This is a genomic window from Microbispora triticiradicis, assembly GCF_005864065.1.
GTDB lineage: Bacteria > Actinomycetota > Actinomycetes > Streptosporangiales > Streptosporangiaceae > Microbispora > Microbispora triticiradicis.
Map to the genome: position 1 here is coordinate 210,175 of NZ_VANP01000004.1, position 18,030 is coordinate 228,204.

18 protein-coding genes and 1 pseudogene are annotated in these 18,030 nt (G+C 70.7%); 14 read left to right on the forward strand and 5 right to left on the reverse strand.

Annotated elements, in window-relative coordinates:
• Nucleotides 1-1,367: 1,367 nt before the first annotated feature.
• From FED44_RS12325 to FED44_RS12350, 6 genes are all read left to right on the forward strand, one after another.
• Nucleotides 1,368-2,009: a PadR family transcriptional regulator gene (locus tag FED44_RS12325; RefSeq protein WP_138460723.1), complete on the forward strand. Its 642-nt coding sequence runs from the start codon at nucleotides 1,368-1,370 to the stop codon at nucleotides 2,007-2,009.
• A 104-nt stretch (nucleotides 2,010-2,113) separates the two neighbouring features.
• On the forward strand, nucleotides 2,114-3,079 hold the full coding sequence (locus tag FED44_RS12330) for an ATP-binding cassette domain-containing protein (RefSeq protein WP_138460724.1): 966 nt from the start codon (nucleotides 2,114-2,116) through the stop codon (nucleotides 3,077-3,079).
• Nucleotides 3,076-3,921 (forward strand): ABC transporter permease, encoded by an 846-nt coding sequence (locus tag FED44_RS12335; protein ID WP_111699646.1) that lies wholly within the window; start codon nucleotides 3,076-3,078, stop codon nucleotides 3,919-3,921. Before FED44_RS12330 ends, FED44_RS12335 begins: the two co-directional genes overlap by 4 nt.
• Nucleotides 3,922-4,024: 103 nt before the next feature.
• Nucleotides 4,025-4,441, forward strand: coding sequence for a DoxX family protein (locus FED44_RS12340; protein WP_138460725.1), 417 nt, complete (start codon nucleotides 4,025-4,027; stop codon nucleotides 4,439-4,441).
• Between the two features lie 27 nt (nucleotides 4,442-4,468).
• On the forward strand, nucleotides 4,469-5,302 hold the full coding sequence (locus FED44_RS12345) for an alpha/beta fold hydrolase (RefSeq protein ID WP_111699647.1): 834 nt from the start codon (nucleotides 4,469-4,471) through the stop codon (nucleotides 5,300-5,302).
• A 422-nt stretch (nucleotides 5,303-5,724) separates the two neighbouring features.
• Entirely contained in the window at nucleotides 5,725-6,099 is a 375-nt protein-coding gene (locus FED44_RS12350) for a hypothetical protein (RefSeq protein WP_208758998.1), read from the forward strand.
• A gap of 115 nt (nucleotides 6,100-6,214) precedes the next feature.
• Here FED44_RS12350 and FED44_RS12355 read toward each other — a convergent pair whose 3' ends face one another.
• Together FED44_RS12355 and FED44_RS12360 are read right to left on the reverse strand one after the other, a co-directional pair.
• On the reverse strand, nucleotides 6,215-6,679 hold the full coding sequence (locus FED44_RS12355; protein WP_138460726.1) for a DUF4158 domain-containing protein: 465 nt from the start codon (nucleotides 6,677-6,679) through the stop codon (nucleotides 6,215-6,217).
• Between the two features lie 70 nt (nucleotides 6,680-6,749).
• Nucleotides 6,750-7,463 carry a sensor histidine kinase gene (locus tag FED44_RS12360; RefSeq protein WP_244301864.1) on the reverse strand — a complete coding sequence of 238 codons (714 nt, stop codon included), beginning with the start codon at nucleotides 7,461-7,463 and terminating at the stop codon, nucleotides 6,750-6,752.
• 205 nt (nucleotides 7,464-7,668) lie between these two features.
• On the opposite strand from FED44_RS12360, the gene FED44_RS12365 reads away from it, so the two are divergent.
• The 3 genes from FED44_RS12365 to FED44_RS12375 are packed head-to-tail and all read left to right on the forward strand — an operon-like array spanning nucleotide 7,669 to nucleotide 8,676.
• Nucleotides 7,669-7,995: a PadR family transcriptional regulator gene (locus FED44_RS12365; RefSeq protein WP_111699650.1), complete on the forward strand. Its 327-nt coding sequence runs from the start codon at nucleotides 7,669-7,671 to the stop codon at nucleotides 7,993-7,995.
• Complete coding sequence (locus tag FED44_RS12370; RefSeq protein ID WP_138460727.1) at nucleotides 7,992-8,348, forward strand: DUF1048 domain-containing protein; 357 nt, start codon at nucleotides 7,992-7,994, stop codon at nucleotides 8,346-8,348. Before FED44_RS12365 ends, FED44_RS12370 begins: the two co-directional genes overlap by 4 nt.
• A gap of 1 nt (nucleotide 8,349) precedes the next feature.
• Nucleotides 8,350-8,676, forward strand: a complete 327-nt coding sequence (locus FED44_RS12375; protein ID WP_138460728.1) for a DUF1048 domain-containing protein — start codon at nucleotides 8,350-8,352, stop codon at nucleotides 8,674-8,676.
• A 39-nt stretch (nucleotides 8,677-8,715) separates the two neighbouring features.
• On the opposite strand, the gene FED44_RS12380 is transcribed toward FED44_RS12375, so the two are convergent.
• Nucleotides 8,716-9,708, reverse strand: a complete 993-nt coding sequence (locus FED44_RS12380) for a hypothetical protein (RefSeq protein WP_138460729.1) — start codon at nucleotides 9,706-9,708, stop codon at nucleotides 8,716-8,718.
• A gap of 131 nt (nucleotides 9,709-9,839) precedes the next feature.
• On the opposite strand from FED44_RS12380, the gene FED44_RS12385 reads away from it, so the two are divergent.
• The 4 genes and pseudogenes from FED44_RS12385 to FED44_RS12400 form a co-directional block, all read left to right on the forward strand.
• Complete coding sequence (locus FED44_RS12385) at nucleotides 9,840-10,994, forward strand: sensor histidine kinase (protein ID WP_138460730.1); 1,155 nt, start codon at nucleotides 9,840-9,842, stop codon at nucleotides 10,992-10,994.
• A complete protein-coding gene (locus FED44_RS12390; protein WP_111699655.1) occupies nucleotides 10,982-11,644 on the forward strand; it encodes a response regulator in 663 nt (220 codons plus the stop codon). The genes FED44_RS12385 and FED44_RS12390 overlap by 13 nt, the downstream gene beginning before the upstream one ends.
• A gap of 82 nt (nucleotides 11,645-11,726) precedes the next feature.
• Nucleotides 11,727-12,545, forward strand: coding sequence for an FCD domain-containing protein (locus FED44_RS12395; RefSeq protein WP_167521456.1), 819 nt, complete (start codon nucleotides 11,727-11,729; stop codon nucleotides 12,543-12,545).
• Nucleotides 12,546-12,686: 141 nt separating this feature from the next.
• Nucleotides 12,687-12,827 (forward strand): annotated as a pseudogene (locus tag FED44_RS12400) (SDR family oxidoreductase); the annotation flags it as partial.
• Nucleotides 12,828-12,842: 15 nt separating this feature from the next.
• On the opposite strand, the gene FED44_RS12405 reads toward FED44_RS12400, so the two are convergent.
• The gene (locus tag FED44_RS12405) at nucleotides 12,843-13,526 is read right to left on the reverse strand and encodes a TioE family transcriptional regulator (RefSeq protein ID WP_111699675.1); all 684 of its coding nucleotides are present in this window, start codon (nucleotides 13,524-13,526) and stop codon (nucleotides 12,843-12,845) included.
• A gap of 91 nt (nucleotides 13,527-13,617) precedes the next feature.
• Here FED44_RS12405 and FED44_RS12410 point away from each other — a divergent pair, with 91 nt between their 5' ends.
• Nucleotides 13,618-14,769, forward strand: coding sequence for an erythromycin esterase family protein (locus FED44_RS12410; protein ID WP_138460732.1), 1,152 nt, complete (start codon nucleotides 13,618-13,620; stop codon nucleotides 14,767-14,769).
• Here the strand turns inward: FED44_RS12410 and FED44_RS12415 are convergent.
• Entirely contained in the window at nucleotides 14,750-18,001 is a 3,252-nt protein-coding gene (locus FED44_RS12415; protein WP_138460733.1) for a BTAD domain-containing putative transcriptional regulator, read from the reverse strand. The two genes, FED44_RS12410 and FED44_RS12415, sit on opposite strands and share 20 nt — an antisense overlap.
• Between the last annotated feature and the right edge of the window lie 29 nt (nucleotides 18,002-18,030).

The following is an 18,030-nucleotide window of genomic DNA, read 5'->3' on the forward strand; positions in this document are numbered from 1 at the left end:
GGGGGTCGGTGTTGCTCTTGAGAAGGAACATTTTCAAGAGCCAGATCCACGACTCTGGGCTACACGCGCCGCAAGGTGCTCCACTGTCACATCCGTGGCACAGGCCGAATCGGGAGGCGGAGATAACCCAACTTGGCGGCCGATGTGATGAGGATCACAGCCAGACGGCCACCAGGGGGATGATCAGGCACGTTGCGGCGACCTGCGATCGGGCCAGGCCAATCCGTTGCTCTCGGGCAATGATCACGGTTGGCCTGGCCCCGGTGTCGGTACTACGTTCCGTGCCTGTCGCCTGAGTGCGGCCAGCTCTTCGCCGTACGGCCTGTCACCCCCGGGGGATCGGCCGACCGGGACCTTGGTCGATCCCGACCAATCCCCAACCGGGCCCGGTGGGAAGTGAGAGATGGCTGCCCTTCGGAGGCACTCGTCACTGGTCCTTGAGCGGGTCGCGGCTCGCTGGAGGGGGACCCGGGAGCGTGCTCGACTCGCTGCAGCAGTCAGCCGCCGATGGTTCGCCTCGGCACGTCGCACCTTGCCCGTATGGGGACCGCTCGCGGTGCGAGTGGGCCTCTCCGTCATGGAGTGGCTTAACGACAGCGAGCCCAAGTAGGCGGCCGCCTACCTGAGCTCGCGGTAGCGAAAACAGGCTCTGTCTTGGTTGCAGCCCGGGCAGAGCCTTTTCGTATTGTGCGCGGTTGCTACAACCGCGTTGTGGACCATAGCCCGGCGGATCACCTTTGCCAACTCCCTTGTACATACGCAACATCCCAGCTTGGGGCAGGTGCGGAGTTTGCTGAGGGGCTGAGCAGGCGCAACGTACCGCAACAAGACGTGATAGTGATCCCCGTCACAGTGTTGTGCCGCAGGTGCGTGCACCGCTATGCACACGGCTGCACACCCACCCTGGCTACCGAGCAGTAGGCAGCGGTCAGGGTTAGCGCCAGTCGAGGGTGATGGTGCGGTGTACTCCGGCCTCGAGCATCGCCTGGGCCGGTGCTGGCCGTTGGTGTACGAGGCGGGTGCGAAGGCCGACCATCGTCCGTCGTGGCCCAGGATGATGGGGTCGGCCACCCAGCGTGTGCAGCGCGTACAGCTCCCACTCCGACATGCCTGCGGTACGGGCGTCGTCGAGCACGGCGTGGCTCCATCACGCTCGAGTGGGCGAAGAGCCTGAGCAAACGACTGTCTGAGGGCGCCTACACCATGGCCGATGATCCGGGTTCGTGGCGAACGGTCCCCGGTCACCTCAAGATGCGCTTCTAATCAAACTTGACTAGACGTTTCCTCCTCGTGTACTCTGGCCAAGTAGTCAAGCTTGACTAGCCTCTACCAATCCGTTCGCAACACCGAGACAAGGAATCGAACCCATGGGAAAGTTCGCGATCGAGACGAGAGGGTTGAGCGGAGGTGGGCGCGTGTCGGCGACGAAGCTCCTGGTACTCGGTATCGTGCACCTCTCCGGCGGCGCGCATGGCTACCAGGTGCGGTCCGAACTGCAGAGCTGGGGTGCGGAGAGTTGGGCCAAGATCAAGCCCGGCTCGATTTATCACGCGCTGAAGAAGGCGGCGGCTGATGGCCTCCTCACCGAACACGCCGAGCCGGGCAACTCTGGGCCGGAGCGCGTTCTGTACCGCGCGACAGCTCGGGGACGTGACGAGATGGTCGAACTGGTCCGCGACGGTCTGCGGCGCACCCACGACGCGGACATGCTCAACGCGTCCATCGCCATGTTGCCCATGCTGACCAGGACAGATGCCATCGCGCAGGTTAACGAGCGGGTCGCGCGCCTGGAAGCGGAGCTCGTAGAGCAGGCCAAGTGGCGGGAGCACCCCAATCGGGACGCCCCCGAACACGTCCGCGATCAGGCCGAACTGTGGGCGGGACACGCACGCACCGAACTGGAGTGGGCGAAGAGCCTGAGCAAACGACTGTCTGAGGGCGCCTACACCATGGCCGATGATCCGGGTTCGTGGCGAACGGTCCCCGGTCACCTCAAGATGCGCTTCTAATCAAACTTGACTAGACGTTTCCTCCTCGTGCACTCTGGCCAAGTAGTCAAACTTGACTAGCCTCTACCAATCCGTTCGCAACACCGAGACAAGGAATCGAACCCATGGGAAAGTTCGCGATCGAGACGAGAGGGTTGAAGAAGAGCTTCGGCACGACCCACGCGGTCGCCGGTGTGGACCTGGCCGTGAGCGCCGGGGGCGTGTACGGCGTGCTCGGTCCGAACGGGGCGGGCAAGACCACCACGATCCGCATGCTGGCCACGCTCCTGCGCCCCGACGCCGGAGAGGCGCAAGTGCTCGGCTACGACGTCGTGCGTGACGCCCAGGCGGTGCGGAGCAGGGTGGGCCTCACCGGGCAGTTCGCGTCGGTCGACGAGGACCTCACCGGGGTGGAGAACCTGCTGCTGCTCGCCAGGCTGCTCGGCTACTCACGCCGCCGAGGCAGGCAGCGGGCGACCGACCTGCTCGACGCGTTAGGTCTTGCCGAGGCGGCCGACCGGCAGGTGAAGAAGTACTCCGGCGGGATGCGCCGGCGCATCGACATCGCGGCGAGCCTGGTCGTCACCCCCGAACTGATCTTCCTCGACGAGCCCACGACCGGGCTCGACCCGCGCAGCAGGAACCAGGTCTGGGAAATCGTCAGGGGCATGGTCGCCGAGGGCGCCACCGTGTTGCTGACCACGCAGTACCTCGACGAGGCCGACCAGCTGGCCGACCGGATAGCGGTGATCGACCACGGGAAGGTGATCGCCGAGGGCTCGAGCGGCGAGCTCAAGGCATCGGTCGGCGCCGGCTCGCTGCACGTACGGCTACGTGCGCCCGAGCAGCGGGCCGAGGCCGAACGGGTCCTCGCCAGCGTCCTCGAGGTGCCGGCCGAGCCGTCCGCCGACCCGGCCGCGCTGTCCGCGCGGATCTCCGACCCCGAGCGGGTCGCCCGCGCCCTGGCCGAGCTGTCCCGCAGCGGCATCGACGTCACCGAGTTCGCGCTCGGTCAGCCGAGCCTGGACGAGGTGTTCCTCACCCTGACCGGACACGCCGCCGAGGAGACACCCGAGGAGGATGCCGCATGAATGCCACGACCGCGGAGCAGGCGTCGGCGCCGGTCACCGAGGACGCGCTGCGCAGTGTGCTGTTGGCCGGTGAGCGGCCGTCTCGCCCCGGCCCGGTGCTCACCTCGTTGACATTCGGCTGGCGGGCGCTGCTGAAGATCAAACACGTGCCCGAGCAGCTCGTCGACGTGACCCTGTTCCCGATCATGTTCACGCTGATGTTCACCTACCTGTTCGGCGGCGCGCTCGCCGGGTCGACACAGGCGTACCTACAGTTCCTGCTGCCCGGCATCCTGGTGCAGGCGAACGTCATGATCACCATGAACACCGGCATTACGCTGAACACCGACATCCAGAAGGGGGTGTTCGACAGGTTCAGGTCACTTCCGGTGTGGCGACCGTCGCCGCTGGTCGGCGCCCTGCTCGGCGATGTGATGCGCTACTCGATCGGGTCGGCGATCGTGATCACGCTCGGCCTGGTCCTAGGGTTCCGGCCGGAGGGCGGCGCCGTCGGCGTGGTGCTCTCGGTGGTGCTGCTGCTGGTGTTCTCGTTCTGCCTGTCGTGGCTGTGGACGATGCTCAGCCTGATCCTGCGCACGCCGAACTCGGTGGCGGGGGTCAGCATGATGGTGATGTTCCCGCTGACGTTCGTGAGCAACATCTTCGTGGACCCGAAGACGATGCCCGGGTGGATGCAGGCGGTCGTCGAGGTCAACCCGATCACCCACCTGGCGACCGTGGTACGCGGCCTGATGGACGGCTCGGTGCCCGCCGGGGAAATCGGCTGGGTGCTCGTCTCGTCCGTACTTCTCGTCGCGGTCTTCGGTCCCATCACCATGGTCCTCTACCGCAACAAGGAGTAGATGCCGCTACCGCGAGCACTTGGTCGACATCAACTCCGACAACCCGGCCCACTCGGCCAACGCCATCACCGGTACCAGGCCCGGACACGACAAGGAGAGACGCATGAGCACCATCCCCAAGTCGGAAACCGTTGCGCACACGCCCGGGCGGGCGACCAGCATCGGGGTCTGGATTCTGCAAGTCGTGCTGGCGGCGATAATCGCCGGCGGCGGAATCTCGAAGCTCGCCGGCGACCCGGTCATGGTGGACATGTTCGCCGACATCGGGGCTGGCCAGTGGCTCCGGTACCTGGTCGGAGCGCTGGAGGTCGCGGGAGGGGTTGGACTTCTGATTCCGGCTCTGGCGGGCCTGGCCAGTCTCGGGTTGGCGGCATTGCTGACCGGTGCTGTCATCACCGATCAGTTCGTGCTCGAGCAGAGCCCTTGGCTGCCGCTCGCCCTTCTCGTCGTGGCGGCCGTGATCGCAAGGGCGCGGTGGTCGCGCACCGAGGCCGTCGTCGGCACGCTGCTCAGGCGCTGAGACAAACCTCTCGAACGGAGATGTGAGATGAACGAGATGGCCTTTCGCGTGACATCAAACGATGGCACCACCATCGCCTACGACCGGAAGGGAAGCGGCCCGGCTGTCGTCCTGGTAGGCGGCGCACAGGACGACGGAGCCGAGAACGCTCCCTTGGTACCTGCTCTCGCCGAGCACTTCACGGTTTACAACTATGCCCGTCGGGGACGCGGCGCGAGCGGCTTCACCGAGCCCTACGCCGTGGAGCGGGAGATCGAAGACCTGGATGCGTTGATCGCGGAGGCGGGCGGCTCGGCACACCTGTTCGGGGCGTCCTCTGGTGGCGCGCTGGCGCTGGAAGCCGCCGCGGCCGGGTCAGCCATCGACACGATCGCCGTCTGGGAGGTGCCCTATGCGGTCGGAGACGACATACGCCCGCGATTCGAGGAGTACATCGCGGACACCCGACGCGCCTTCGACGCCGGGCGAGACGAGGAGGTTCTCGAACTGTTCATGCGCATGACCGGCGCCTCCGACGACAACATCGCGGCCAGGAAAGCGGCAGGCAAGCAGACGGCGCATTGGGCGGATTCGGTCGCCCTCGCGCCCACGCTGGTCCACGACAGCCTCTTCCTCAACCGCTACCAATTGCCAGCCGATCGACTGGCAACGGTCACCCAACCGGTCCTGGTCACCACCGGAGGACCGATCACGGCCCCCTACATGGCAGGCCTGCCCTCGGACTTCTTCGACCGCGCAGCCGACGAGCTTGCAGACCTCCTACCCCACGCTCAACGGGAGACCCTCGAGGGGCCGGATCACGTCGTCGACCCACAGACCGTCGGCCGGCTGTTGCTACGGTTCTTCAGCAGCGAACACTGAGGGGCCCGCGAGGTGTTGCGGGAAGACCAATTAGGCACCGCGCAAGCAGATCATCGTCGCGCCAGGGACACGGGGCGGACAGGTGGTGTCGAGGTTTGATGTCGTCGGCGGCATCACAGGCCTGATCCAGGGCGTGCTCGTCACCAACGTCTTCGTCACCACGCAAGGCCGGGCCGTCGTACTGACCTGGGCTTCAGTGGGACTCGACCTGGCCTACTCGCGGCTCATCGGCTCCGTCGTCGGTCGTACCCCGCACTCCGGGCCGCCTCAGTACCGCCCACCGAACCCCTGCGCAGCACATGACCAGGCACCTCGGTAGGGCCAGTGATTCCGGGCTGTGGTCGCATGCGGTCACCGTTCCCGGGCGGTGGCCCGGTGCCGAAAGTCGTGCCCACGGCGTGCTCACGTCAGGAGTGCCACCGATGACGCAGCCGCGTTCCCGGGTCGACCTGTACGCGGCGATCCGACGGGATGCCCGATCTGGGATGTCCAACCGCGCGCTGCAGCGCAAGCACGGCGTCGGCTTCCGAACCGTGACAGCGGCGCTGGAATCTGCATGGCCGAAGGAGAGAAAGCAACCGCCCAAACGCGGCTCACGGCTTGACGCGTACCGAGTGGTGATCGACGACTGGCTGCGCTCGGACCTCGACGCGCCGCGGAAGCAGCGACACACGGCGAAGCGGATCTTCGATCGCCTGCTTGACGAACATGACGGGGCCGGGGTGCGGAGTTGGTCCATCTCTTGTCAAGGTTCCGCCCCTACACACCGTTACCTCGCCCGTCGGCGTCTCAACTGATCATCTGGTTCAGCGACACGCACTTATCGAGGTGCTCGGACAGAACGCGGAACCTGGCAGAGATCCCGTTCCACTTCCTTGGAAGCGGAACGGCACGGCACGCTCGGCTGCCGGATCATGCGAACCGGGCATTCCGGCAGACGTCGTAGAAGATTGTCTTCTTGCCGTCGCCGGTGTTCCAGGCCCGCGAGTCCACCCATGCGGTGAATTCGGCCTCCGCCGGGGAGAAGTCCTTCAGCTTGTACGCCTCGCGGATGACGTCCTGGTGCTCGAATGGTGTGTTGCGCCGCTCGGTGTACCGCTTGATCTGCGAGATGTCCTCGATCCCGAGCTGCTCGCCGAGATACTCCAGCACCTCGTGAGGCACGTCCAGCGGATCGGTCAAGAAGCGCCCGACGAACCGGGCCGTGGTCAGTTGGAGGGCGAAGCCGAGACGGGCGTGTGCACCGCGCCGCTCGGCGATCAGCGTTCGATCTGCGTCATCGAGGAAGAAGAACCGCTCCAGCTCCGCCTGCGACGGAGCGCCCGAGTACCGGCCGTACGCGGCGGCCTCGCTGTCACTCAAGAACTCAACTGGCATAGACGCCGAAAGTAGGGCAGCCAACGCGCCCCGGACGAGCGGAAGATCAAATAGTTAGCTGGGACGTCCGCTAACGGGACTTTTCGTTCCGATGCTCGTCATGCCCCATGTAGGAGAGGGTGAGACCGACGCGGGTGGCGGTGCCGGCGTGCTTGGCGACGTTGGCCAACGCCTCCTGGGCGACCCGTAGCAGGACGACCTCGGCCTCCGGGCGCATCGTGCGGGTTTCGCCGGTGACGATGACCTGGGCCGGGATGCTGTGGCGGGCCGACCACGCGGCCGCCACCTCGGTGATGGCGTCGGCCAGGCGGCCGGTCTCCAGCGGCTCCGGGCGCAACTCGTTCACCGAGCGCCGCGCCTCGGTCAGGCTCTCCCGGGCCAGCGCGGTCGCCGCGGCGTGGTGCCGCCGCCACGCGGCCGGGTCGTCGGCCGCGTGCTCGGCCGCCTGCAACTGGGTGACGATGCCGGTCAGGCCCTGGGCCAGCGTGTCGTGGATCTCCCGAGCCATCCGGGCCCGCTCGTCGAGGACGCCGGCCGCACGGGCCTGCTCGACCAGCCGTTCCTGCAGCGCCGCGTTCTCCGCCAGCGCCGCGGCCAGCCGCGCGTTGGCCTCCCGGGCCTCGCGCAGCGCCGCCTCACGGGAGTCGTAGTACCGCGCGCCGATCTCGCCCATCCAGGCCAGCAGGCACATCGGCGCGATGTTGACCACCAGGATCCCCAGGTACTCGAGGCGGCCGGCCCAGGAGCCGGTGTCCGGGCCGGCCGACTGTGCCGTGCCGGCCACCACCGCGACGCCGGCGATGAAGTACAGCTCACGCGGATCGCCCGATCTCCCGAGCTGGCGGTGGAAGCGGTCGTTCGCCCACGCGGTGGAGCGGCTCCACGGATCGGTGCATTCAGGGATGCGGAGGCAGGGCGGAACTACTCGGTGATACCGTATAGTGGTACTCGGTGGCACGTAGTACCGAAAGGGCTGAGGAGCACCTGTGATGGACGACCTGACGGAGATGTTGAAGGGCACCCTCGAAGGGTGCGTGCTCCAGATCATCGGCAGCGAGGAAACCTACGGGTACGCCATCACCCGTCAGCTGAACGAACTCGGCTTCACCGACGTCATCGAGGGGACGGTGTACACCATCCTGCTGCGGCTGGAGAGGAACGGGCTCGTCCAGGTGACGAAACGACCGTCCGGGGTCGGTCCGCCGCGCAAGTTCTACGCCCTCAACGACGCCGGACGCGAGGAACTCACGAAGTTCTGGGCGAAATGGCAGTACCTCTCATCACGCATCGACAGGCTCAAGAAGGGCGGGACATGAACTTCTGGGAGAAAGTCACAGGCAGCGATCTCACCAGGGAATGGAAGGCGTTCGAAGCCCGGGCCGAGGCCCTGCCGGACGACTACCGGGCGGCGTGGGGACAGATCATCGCCCACCTCCTCCCCTACGGGGACTTCACCGGCCGCAACCTGATGCCGATCCTCGACGCCGCCCTGGGGCTGCTCGAAGTAGCGGCGGCGGACGGGCAGAGCGCCCATGACGTGCTCGGCGAGGACGTCCGCGGCTTCTGCACCGCGCTTGCCGGTGGCGAAGGGGCGCGAACCTATCGCGACCGGTGGCGCGAGCAGTTGAACAGGAACGTCGCGAGGAAACTGAGCCGGCTGGGAGGCTGACGTGAGCATCCACGACATCGTCGAGGGCAAGAAACAGTGGCGGGCGCACGTGGCGCGGGTCAAGGCTCTCCCGCCGGACTACCAGATCGTCTACAAGGAGATGCAGAAGTACCTGTTCAAGGTCGGACCGATCGACCTGCCTGACGGGCCCCTGCTCCCCGGGATCGTCGACTTCTTCGAGGAGGGCGTCGCCGCAGGCAAGGGAGTCGTGGAACTCATCGGCACCGACGTCGCCGCGTTCTGCGACGACCTGGTCAAGGACTCCCCTACCTACGCCGACGTCTACCAGGAATCGATCAGCGCGAAACCCGGCGCGGACGAGAAGTGACGCCCGCCGTCCCCGGCAAGCAGATGCTCCACCGGGGCCTCATCCGGCGCCGGGAAGGCTGGCGACCTGGCGGCTCAGTACGGCCAGCAGGCCCGCCATGACCACGCCGACGGCCGCGAGGCCGGCCCGGTCGGCCGCCGTGTCGGTGTTGGAGACCAGGCCGAAGGCGGTGTGGGCGACCAGTGCGCCGGAGGCCAGGGCGAGACCGTGCCGGTCGGTCCACCGGTCGCCGGCTGTCCACCGGCGCAGTGACCACGCGGCGGCCACCGCCACGACGGCGGCGGCCGACATGGGCACGACCACCCACCCGCCGTGCGTGAAGGCGGGCCGGGTCGCGCCGTCGAAGGGGAACAGCAGAGCCAGGAATCCGAAGACGGCCACCGCGCCGGCCATTCCCGCCACCGCGGGGGCGGGCGGCCTGATCGAGGGCGCGCCAGGCCGGGGCCTCAGCCGCAGCCCGGCCACCACCAGCAGGGCCACGGCGACGGCGCAGCCCGCGAGGATCGCCGGCGGCGCCTGGTATCCGGGGTCGATGGAGGTCACGACCGTCACCCGCAGCAGCAGCGCGCCGAGGACGAAGACCGCCCCGGCCACCCACGTGCCGAGTCTGCCCAGGTAGGGCCGGTCGCGCAGGGACGGGACGATCAGGTCGGTCAGGAGGATCGGGATCGCGGCGCTGAAGACCGCGTGGTAGGGGATCTGCAGCTCGGCGTAGGCGCTGTTCAGGCCCAGGATTCGCGGCGCCCACCCGGCCGCGCCGTACATCGTGGGGCTGCTCAGCGCCTGCAGCGCCAGGCCCTCCTCGACGATGCCGTACGCGGCGCCGAGCAGCAGCACCCCGGTCCAGCCCGTCCCGGCCCGGCGTACGAGTTCGCGCACCAGGACGACGCCCGCGCCGTAGATCGGGATCCACAGCAGCAGGAGCCAGGCCATGCGCAGCGGCGGGTTGCCGAGGGTGAACTCGGCCACGAGCGGTGTGATCACCGCGAGGAGCAGTGCGGCCAGCCGGCCGCGCGTCTTGTTCGCCGTCATGCGGCCAGCGTGTGCCGCGAGCACGGCCCGCGTCTGCCGTCCCGGGTCCCGTCCGTGGCAACCCAGGTGACAACCCGGCGTCACTTCGGTTGCTGCCGCCGCCCGGCCCGCCGTCACTACGCTGGGCGTCCGTGACGGCAGACGTACGGCCCGGCCCCTCGCGGACCCGGCGGGACCGGGCGATCCGGGCGGGGAGCGTAGCCTGCGCGCTGGCCGCGGCGGCGGTCGTCGTGCGAGGCGAGCTCGGCGCGGCTTCCGGATGGCACCTGATCGCCGACACGGCCGGCGGTGCGGTGGCGTGCGGGGCGCTGTGGCTGTCGCGCCGGTGGCCGGCCACCACGGCGCTGGTCGCCGTGGCGCTGGCGGTGCCCGCGGCCTCGGCGTCGGTCGCGGCGGGCATCGCCACGCTGATGACCGCCCTGTACCGGCGTTCGGCCGTCGCGATCGGGATGGGCGCCGCGTGGGTGGCGGCGACGCTGGCCCGGTTCTGGCTGCGGCCGCCGGGGCTGGCGCCGTACGCGGTGTGGGCGCTGGTCGCGGTGCTGTTCGGGGTGGCGCTGACCGGGTGGGGGATGCTGGCGCGGGCCCGCCGTCAGCTGGTGCTGTCACTGGAGGAGCGGCTCCGCGGGGCCGGGGAGGAGCAGCGGCGGCGCGTCGAGCAGGCCCGCCACACCGAGCGTCTGGCCATCGCCCGCGAGATGCACGACGTGCTGGCGCACCGGCTGTCGCTGCTGGCGCTGCACGCCGGGGCGCTGGAGTTCAACGCGCGGGCCGACCCCGCAGAGGTGGTCGAGGCGGCCGCGGTGATGCGCTCCAGCGCGCACCAGGCGCTGCAGGAACTGCGCCAGGTCATCTCGGTCCTGCGCGAGGCGCCCGTCCTGGCCGTCCTCGACCTGCCGGCGCTGGTGGAGGAGGTACGGCGGGCGGGCGTGCGGGTCGAGATGCACGACGGCGGCCTGCGCCTGCCCGACCTGCCGGGCGCGACGGCGCGGGCCGCCTACCGGATCGTCCAGGAGGGCCTCACCAACGCCCGCAGACACGCCCCGGGCCGGCCGGTGACCGTACGCCTCGACGGAGGTCCCGGCCGGGGGCTGACCATCGAGGTGCGCAACCCCGTCACGACGTCCGTCCCCGGCTCCGTTCTCGTGCCCGGCTCCCCCGCGGGTGAGGGCGCCGGCCTGGCCGGGATGCGAGAGCGGGCCGAGCTGGCGGGCGGCCGGGTGGAGCGGGCCGGTGTGGAGGAAGGCGAGTTCCGGCTGGCGGTCTGGCTACCATGGCCGGTGTGAGCGCCATCCGCGTGCTGGTCGTGGACGACGACCCGCTCGTCAGGGCGGGCCTGACGCTGATGCTCAGGGGCGCCGACGAGCTCGTCGTGGTGGGCGGCGTGGCCGACGGCGCCGACGTCGCGGCCGCGGTCGACGCGCACGCGCCCGATGTGGTGCTCATGGACATCCGGATGCCCGGCCTGGACGGGATCGACGCCACCCGCCTGCTGCGGCGGCGGCCCAGCCCTCCCCACGTCATCATCCTGACCACCTTCGACGCCGACGAGCACGTCTTCGGCGCGCTGCGCGCCGGGGCCGGCGGGTTCCTGCTCAAGGACACCCCGCCGGAGGGCATCGTGGACGCGGTCCTGCGGGTCGCGGCGGGCGAGCCGATCCTGTCCCCCGACGTGACCCGGCGCCTGATCGCCCACCTGGCGCCGGAGGCGGAGGACCGCCGCCGCGACGACGCGCGCAGGCTCCTGTCCAGGCTCAGTGGCCGGGAGCGCGAGGTCGCCGCCGCGGTCGGCCGGGGCATGTCCAACGCGGACATCGCGGCCGAGCTCCACATGAGCGTCGGCACGGTCAAGAGCTACGTCTCCCGCATCCTCGCCAAGACCACCCTGGACAACCGCGTCCAGCTCGCCCTCATCGCCCACGACAACCCGCTCTGATCAACGGCGTTCCGGGTGCTGGGCGGACCGATATCATGGGCGCTTCGTAGTGGGGTCCTTCGAGGATGGGGAGGCTCGCAAAGTGGCGAGGCGAGCGCGACCATCGGCTTCCGACGTCCCCGCGGTGAACGGCGCCGCTCCTGAGCTGAACCCCGAAGAGGAGCGGCTGCTCGGCATCGTGTGGCGGGCCGACGGTCCCGTGGGCGCCCGGCTCGCGGGCCGCCAGCTGCGCGAGAGCGGGCTGGAGATCAGCGAGGCGACCGTCTCACGGATCTTCAAGCGCCTGGACGACTTCGGCCTCACCATGCCGTCGGGGCGCAAGGGCCGCACGCTGACCGAGCACGGGCGGCGCTGCGCCGAGGCGATGTCCGCGCGGCAGCGCCACGAGAAGGAGTTCACCCGGGCCTTCGACATCCGCACGGTGGAGCAGCTTCTCGACCTGCTGCACGCCAGGCGGGGCGTCGAGCGGGAGATCGCCGGCCGGGCGGCGGCCAAGGCGACCGACGACGACGTCGCGGGGCTCGAGGAGATCCTGCGCCGTCACGAGATGAGCCTGGACGACGACGAACACGCCCGCCAGATCGGCATGAACTTCCACCGGACGATCGCCCGCATCGCGGGCAGCGACCTGCTGGGGGCGCTGGCGGGCGCGGTGCTCAACGAGTCGCTCCTCCCGCTGGAGAAGGTGCTCGACGTGATCACCGGAGGTCACGGCACCGTGAGCCAGTCGGTGCCCGAGCACGCGGAGATCGTCTCCGCGATCCGCCGCCGGGATCCGGCGGCGGCGGCGGAGGCGATGGCCCGTCACCTCACCCGCCTGATCGACGAGGTCACCGACTTCTCCCGCAGCGACCAGGTCCGGATCTTCGACCGGTTGCTGATGTTCAGCCGTCAGTCGTGACGGTGGCGGCCGCCCGCGGGCGCCGCCTGATGTGGTCGACGACCTCCTCGATGGGCAGCACGTCGGCGTAGCGGGCGTTGATGTCGAAGAGGGCGGCCTCATGCGCCGAGTCGGAGCGGTCCCCTCGGCAGGACGCTCGCGGACTCGGCGGCGAACATTCCACTCGGCCGGCTGGCGGAGCCCGCCGAGATCGCATCGGTCGTCGAGTTCGTGCTCTCGGCCGACTCCTCGTTCATGACGGGCAGCGTTCTGGTCGCCGACGGCGGCTACACGGCCAGGTGAGCCGGGTGACCCCGTTCAGGATTCGCGGGTGCGGAGGTAGGCGTCCAGGCCCGCGGCGCCCCTGAGCATGGCGCGGCCCCGGGCCGACAGCCGGGCCTGCCAGTCCCGCAGGGCCGACTCCAGCGGGGCGACGCCCCCGGCGGAGCGGACCTGGGCGATCAGCGGGGCGATCTGCTCCAGCAGGTAGCCACCCCGCCGGAGCTGGTGGGCCAGCCGGGCGTCCCGTACGTCGTCGGCGCCGTAGACCCGGTAGCCCGTCCCCGGGTCGCGGCGCGGCCGGACCAGCCCGGCGTTCTCCCATTTGCGCAGGGTGGCCGGGCGGAGGCCGAGCCTGCGCGCCAGCGGGCCGATGAACGTGTCGCCGCGCTCCTGCGGCACGGGCGCGAGGTCGCGGAGCGCGGCCTCGACGGCCTCCAGGGTGCGGCGGTCGTCGAGGAGCCGGGCGTGGCTCTCGTCGACGATCCGCAGCGCGTCCTCGGTGGCGCCCCGGTTGACCGCCTGCATGATCGACGTGGCCGTCTGGTGACCGTGCCCGGGCACGAGGGCGAGGAACGCGCGCAGCGCCTGCGCGTGCAGCGTCGTGTAGACGCGGTAGCCGGAGGCGGTGCGTCCGGCGGCGGGCAGGATGCCGGCGTCCTCGTAGTTCCTGATCGCCTGGGTGGACAGGCCGTGCTCACGCGCCAGGTCCACCGGCCTCATGGATACATCACCGATTGAAGGTCCATCATGAAGAGAGCGGGGTGCGATCGGGAAAAGTTTACACCGAGAGTTCAACGATACCGTCGAAGGCATGGATATCAAGGACACGGCCCGGCCGCTCGACGGCGCGGGCGTCTCGGCGTTCCTCCGGTCGCTGCCGGCGGAACCCCTGCTGCTCGGGCTCGGCGAGGCCAGGCATTTCGTGGACGAGCTGGGCGAGGTGCGCAACGAGGTCTTCCGGCATCTGGTCGAGCACGAGGGCTACCGGTCGTTCGCCATCGAGAGCGACTGTCTCATGGGCCTGGTGGTGGACGACTACGTCAGGACGGGCGCGGGCAGTCTCGACGAGGTCATGGAACGCGGCTTCAGCCACGGCTTCGGCGCGGCACCGGCCAACCGCGAGCTCGTCCGCTGGATGCGCGCCTACAACGAGGAGCACGACGAGAGGCTCCGGTTCTTCGGGTTCGACGGCCCGCTCGAGTACTGGGCGGCGAGCCCGCGCCAGGCGCTCACCGCCCTCCACGGCCTCCTCGACGGCCCGCTCCCCTGCACCCCCGAAACCCTGGACGAGCTTCTCGGCCCGGACGACCGGTGGTCGGACGAGGCCACGGCCAGGGATCCGGCCCGGTCGATCGGCCGGTCCACCGAGGCCCGGCGGCTGCGGCTGATCGCCGACGACCTGGTGGCGTTGCTCGCCACGCAGGTTCCGCGGCTGAGCGCGGAGGACAGGGAGCGGGCGGCACTGTACGGGCGCACGGCCGTCGGCCTGCTCCGCTACCACCACTGGATGGCCGACGCGTCCCCGGCTCGGTGGACCCGGCTGTCGGCCCAGCGGGACGCGATGATGGCCGCGAACCTGCGGGCCGTCGCCGGGCACGGCCCGGCCCTGGTCTTCGGCCACAACCTCCACCTGCAGCGGAACAAGAGCGTCATGCCGTTCGGCGACCAGACGCTGGAGTGGTGGAGCGCCGGAGCGATCACCGGAGCGCACCTCGGCGACCGGTACGCCTTTCTCGCCTCGGCCCTCGGCACGACCGGTGACGACACCCCGCCCCCGGACACCGTCGAGGGCGTCCTGTCCACGCTCCCGTGGGACCGCGCCCTGGTCGACGCCCGCCGCCTGGCCCAGGCCGTCACCGAACCCACCCCGCGCGTCTCGGAGGATTTCCGCTACTTCCCGCTCGACCCGGCCCGGCTCGACACGATCGACGGGGTCGTCTTCCTCAAGCGGGCCCTGGTGTGAGCGTGCGCCGTACATGAAGTGACGCCGAGTTCGCGTCCAGCTCCCAGCCTTTCGCGTAGGCCGCCGCGAACTCCTCCCCGCCCAGCGTGGCCCGGCTCCGGCGGCTGAGCTCACGGACCTGCGGATCGGTGTGGTCGTGCGCTCCCCGCAGCCGGGCGGCGGCCCCGAGCAGTACGGCCGACTCGTGGTGCCGCCCGCGCGTCCCGGCGAGGGCGGCCGCGTTCACCGTCACCAGCGACAGGATCGGCAGTTCCCGGGTCGCCAGCGCGGCCGCGTACGCCTCCCGCAGCGCCTTCTCCACGCCGGACAGGTCGCCGAGCGCGAGGCAGAGCGCGGCCCGCGCGCTGCCGGCCAGCGTCCGGGCGTGGCCGGAGGGGAACGCGGAATCGTCGAGCAGGCGCCGCTCGGCGTCGTCGAGCAGGTCGGCCGCCCCGGACAGGTCGCCGAGCCGCACCCGCACGTCCGCCTCCCGCGCGTCGACCAGGACCAGCATCTCCGCCGACGACGCGTGCAGCGCACGCTCGCGGGCGGAGCCGATCAACGCCATCGCCCGGTCGGTGTCGCCGCGCCGGATGTGCATGTCGATCCAGCGCAGGTCGCTGTAGAGCTGGTCGCCGAGGCTGAGCGAGCCGAACTCGCCCGCCAGCACCCGGGCCTCGCGCAGGTCGGCCAGCGCGCCGTCGAGGTCGTCGTATCGCCGCAGCCAAGCGCGCATCGGCAAGGTGGCGGCCTGGCCCCACCGGTCACCGGCCTGCCGGAAGCGGGCCAGGGCGGCCGTCACGTGGACACGCGTCCGGTCGAGCGCGCCCGCGTTCTCGGCGATCTCGGCCAGGAACATGTGGGCCAGCCCGGACAGCCACACGTCGTCGCCGTCCGCCAGACGCTGGAAGATCGTTAGCGCGGCCTGCTCCTCCCGCAGGAAGAGCAGGATCGGGCCGAACACGCGGTAGTGGCTCGGCAGCTCCGGATGCGCGAGCAGCCGTTCTGCCAGCTCGCGCATCTCCGCCCGGTCGTCGGCGGCCTCCCGGGCGGTGATCCCCGACAGGATGTCCGCCCGGTTGAGCAGGTGGACGGCTCGGGCGCAGTCGCGCTCGGGCGCCGGCCCGCCGCCGGGCACCGCCAGGACCTCGTCCAGCCAGTAGGCGGCGTCGGAGTGGCGGCCGGACATCTGCCAGTACCAGATCAGGGTCAGGGCGAGGGTGGTCGCGCCGGGAGAGTCGCCGGCGGCGCACAGGTGGCGCAGCGCGGCGAGCGCATTGTCGTACTCTGCGCCGATGGCCCGCATGGCGGTCAGCTGGCCGGGCCCGCGCAGCCGGGAGTCGTGGCGGGCCATCAGCTCGGTGAAGTGGGCGGCGGCCAGGCCGCGGGCCGTGCCGAGGTCGCCGGTGCCGGCCAGGCGGTCGGCGCCGTACTCGCGGATGGTCTCGAGCATCCGGTAGCGCCCGGCGCCGGGCGCGAGCTGCAGCAGCGACCGGTCGACGAGGGCGGCGAGCAGTTCGGGCATCTCCCCGGTGGGCACGGTGGTGCCGGAGCAGACGGCGGTGGCGGAGGCGAGCGTGACGCCGCCGGGCAGGACGGAGATCCGTTCCGCCACGGTGCGTTCGTGCTCGTCGAGCAGCTCCCAGCTCCAGGCGATGACCGCGCGCAGGGTGCGGTGGCGGGGTGGTGCGGTACGGCTGCCGGTGATGAGCAGCCGGAACCGGTCGGAGAGCCCGTCGGCCAGGTCGGGCAGTGACAGCGTCCGCAGCCGGGCGGCGGCCAGTTCGAGGGCCAGCGGCATGCCGTCCAGACCGTGCACCACGCGCACTATGTCGGGCAGCGTGATCTCGTCGACGTCGAAACGGGGCCGCACGGCGGCGGCCCGCTCGGTGAACAGGCGCACCGAGGCCGCGCTTCGGGCCGCTTCGACGCCGTCGTCCGGGCCGGGCAGCGCGAGCGGGGCCAGCGGCACGAGCGCCTCGCCGTCGACCGCGAGCGGTTCCCGGCTGGTGGCGAGCACGCGCAGCCCGGGGCAGCGGGGCAGCAGCGCCGCGACCAGGTGGGCCACGGCGCCGATCAGGTGCTCGCAGTTGTCGGCCAGCAGCAGGATCTCCCGGCCGCCGAGCTCGCCGGCGAGGACGTCCAGCTCGTCTCCCTCCACCCGCTTGCGGTCGGCGAGCATCGCGCCGCCCCGCGACCCGATCCCGGCGAGCACGGCCGCGGCGAGCTCCGCCGGCTCGGTGACGGACGCGAGGTCGATGAGCCAGGTGCCGTCGCGGTACTCGTGGCGGTGGCGGCGGGCGGCCTCCAGAGCGAGCCGGGTCTTCCCCACGCCACCGGGGCCGAGGACGGTGACCAGGCGCCCGGTGGTGAGCAGGCCCCGGATACGCGTGAGGTCGTCGTCGCGGCCGACGAAGCTGGTCAGCGGCTCGGGCAGGGCGGCCGGCCGGATCCGGCCGGGCTCCGAGACCCCCTGGCTGGGGCGCAGCAGGCGCAGATGGCGTTCCCGCAGGGCGGTGCCCGGGTCGGCGCCGAGTACGTCGGCCAGGTCCCGGCGGACCCGCTCGTAGACGGCCAGCGCCTCGGCCTGACGCCCCTGAGCGGCGAGCGCGTCCATCAGCAGCGCGGCCGCCCGCTCGTGGACCGTGTGCTCGTGGACTGTGTGCTCGGCCAGCAGCCTGGTCAGCCGCGCGGCGGCCACGTCGGCCCGCCCCAGCGACAACTCGGCGTCGGCGAGGTCGGCGACCGCCTCGATCGACACCTGTGCCAGCCGTGTCGCGACGGTGGGCGCGACCGCGGCGACGACCGCGGGTTCGGCACCTGGGTGATCGCCCCACAACGCCAGGGCCTCGGCGAGCGCGGCGATCGCCGCCTCCGGGTCACCTGCCCGCAGCCTCTCCCGACCGGCGGCGGTGAGCTGCTCGAAGCGCAGCGCGTCCACGTCGGCCGCGTCCACCGCCAGCCGGTAACCGCCCGCGCCCTGAATCACCACGTCACGGGCAGCGCCGGTCGGGCTGAGGGCGCGGCGCAGCCGGGAGACGAGAGTCTGCAGGGCGGGGCCGGGGCCGGACGGCGGCTCCTCGGCCCAGATCGCGTCGACCAGCACGCCCGGCTCGACCCCGCGGCCTCCGGCGAGCGCCAGCCGGACGAGCAGGCCGCGCAACCGCGCGCCGGGAACGGGCAGGACGGCGTCACCACGAGACACCTGGAACGCGCCGAGCAGTGTTATGCGAAGCCTCGCAACTCCGTCCATTCCTCAATCTTCGTGCGCTCCCCCGCGAG

Bases quoted from the DNA above. Each gene is read 5' to 3' on its own strand.
- FED44_RS12410 (WP_138460732.1), top strand. From the start codon at position 13,618: ATGGATATCAAGGACACGGCCCGGCCGCTCGACGGCGCGGGCGTCTCG.
- FED44_RS12365 (WP_111699650.1), top strand. From the start codon at position 7,669: ATGGACGACCTGACGGAGATGTTGAAGGGCACCCTCGAAGGGTGCGTG.
- FED44_RS12335 (WP_111699646.1), top strand. From the start codon at position 3,076: ATGAATGCCACGACCGCGGAGCAGGCGTCGGCGCCGGTCACCGAGGAC.
- FED44_RS12330 (WP_138460724.1), top strand. From the start codon at position 2,114: ATGGGAAAGTTCGCGATCGAGACGAGAGGGTTGAAGAAGAGCTTCGGC.
- FED44_RS12345 (WP_111699647.1), top strand. From the start codon at position 4,469: ATGAACGAGATGGCCTTTCGCGTGACATCAAACGATGGCACCACCATC.
- FED44_RS12350 (WP_208758998.1), top strand. From the start codon at position 5,725: ATGACGCAGCCGCGTTCCCGGGTCGACCTGTACGCGGCGATCCGACGG.
- FED44_RS12340 (WP_138460725.1), top strand. From the start codon at position 4,025: ATGAGCACCATCCCCAAGTCGGAAACCGTTGCGCACACGCCCGGGCGG.
- FED44_RS12355 (WP_138460726.1), bottom strand. From the start codon at position 6,679: ATGCCAGTTGAGTTCTTGAGTGACAGCGAGGCCGCCGCGTACGGCCGG.
- FED44_RS12370 (WP_138460727.1), top strand. From the start codon at position 7,992: ATGAACTTCTGGGAGAAAGTCACAGGCAGCGATCTCACCAGGGAATGG.
- FED44_RS12325 (WP_138460723.1), top strand. From the start codon at position 1,368: ATGGGAAAGTTCGCGATCGAGACGAGAGGGTTGAGCGGAGGTGGGCGC.
- FED44_RS12415 (WP_138460733.1), bottom strand. From the start codon at position 18,001: ATGGACGGAGTTGCGAGGCTTCGCATAACACTGCTCGGCGCGTTCCAG.
- FED44_RS12390 (WP_111699655.1), top strand. From the start codon at position 10,982: ATGGCCGGTGTGAGCGCCATCCGCGTGCTGGTCGTGGACGACGACCCG.
- FED44_RS12405 (WP_111699675.1), bottom strand. From the start codon at position 13,526: ATGAGGCCGGTGGACCTGGCGCGTGAGCACGGCCTGTCCACCCAGGCG.
- FED44_RS12380 (WP_138460729.1), bottom strand. From the start codon at position 9,708: ATGACGGCGAACAAGACGCGCGGCCGGCTGGCCGCACTGCTCCTCGCG.